The 1268-nt window shown below is 74.8% G+C and carries 1 protein-coding gene and 1 pseudogene; both read right to left on the minus strand.

Translation table 11 applies throughout. The features are described 5' to 3' along the window. Positions 1-106: 106 nt before the first annotated feature. The gene (locus tag O3Q52_RS53210; protein ID WP_269655563.1) at positions 107-751 is read right to left on the minus strand and encodes a spherulation-specific family 4 protein; all 645 of its coding nucleotides are present in this window, start codon (positions 749-751) and stop codon (positions 107-109) included. Next, positions 748-1268 (minus strand): annotated as a pseudogene (locus O3Q52_RS53215) (hypothetical protein); the annotation flags it as partial. The pseudogene O3Q52_RS53215 and the gene O3Q52_RS53210, both read right to left, overlap by 4 nt.

Raw genomic sequence — 1268 nt, forward strand, 5'->3', positions numbered from 1 at the left:
AGGGGCTGCCGCCCCGGCCTTTCGTCTTTAGGGGGCGGTAGCCCCTGCTTTTAAGGGGCGCGGGGAGCTGCGCGACCAGCCCCCACCGGGCCCGCAGACGAAGAACTCAGCCCGCCTGCAAGGCATGCGGCAGCGTGCCCCATGGGTGAGCCCCCTCGCCCGGGACCGCGCAGTGGACCGTGGCACCGCGCGCACGGGCCAGCTCGCCCACGGGGGCGCCCGGCGGGACACCGTGGACCAGGTGGCACTGGCGAGTGCGGCCGACCGCGAAGGGGGCCGGACGGAGGCTGCGGTAGGTCTCCCACGTGCCCTCGAACGTGACGAGGACATCGGCGAGGCGGGCGTACGCGGGATGCGGCGGCGCCCCGTGATTGAGGGCGAGGGTGGTGCACCCCGCCCCCCACGCGGCCGTGGCGAGCCGCTGGTAGTAGCCGAAGTCGCCCAGCCCCGAGGTGACTTGGTCGAGGAAGGCGCCGTCCACGCCGTACCAGTCGCGGTACCGCGTGAGGTCCCGGACGACCTCCGCGCGCGGCCTGCGGCCGTAGTCGGTGTCGGCGTACCCGAGCACCCGGACGTCCCTCCCCCGCAGCCGCTCGGCGACTTCGGCGAAGGCCGGGTCGGGGCGTTCGCCGGGCCCGCTGGACGGGTTCAGCACGACCCCGTAGAGGCGGGGCGCGGCCTCGACGATCGCCTCCCATTCGGCGGGGCGGTCGGACGGATGCTCGTAGTACGGAACCAGAAGGGTGCTCATCTGTGGGCCGTCGCCCTTCCCAGTTGCCAGCAGACCAGGGTCGCCAGCACCGCGGCAGCGCCGCCGTACACGACGAGGCCGACCAGGTGCGGGCTCACCCCGTCCGCAAGGAGCGCCCCTGCTTGGGCGAGCCCCGCGGCGCAGCAGACCACGGCGGCGCTCAGGACCGCGCCGAACGACTGGAGCAGCAGGCCGGTCCAGAGGACGACGCCGAGGAGCAGCAGGGCGGTGAGCCGTACGCCGTCGAGGCCGGGCGCGTGCGGCCAGAGCGCGGCCGTGGCGAGGCTCAGCAGGAACAGCGCGGCGAGGTAGGCGCTGAGGCATTTGACGAGGGTGCCCGCGGTGGTCCGCCAGAATTCGCGTGAGGTGCTGCTGGAGCGCAGTCCGGCGAGGCTTCCGCTGCGGAACCGGTAGAGCAGCCACTCGGCGGGCCCCATGCCCAGCGTGAGCGCCCCGGCGGCCGGGGCGGCGACCGCGGCGGCCGACGACCCGCCGGCCAGGACGTCGCCGAGCGCCA

Source organism: Streptomyces sp. ActVer, assembly GCF_027270795.1.
Classification (GTDB): Bacteria; Actinomycetota; Actinomycetes; order Streptomycetales; family Streptomycetaceae; genus Streptomyces; species Streptomyces umbrinus_A.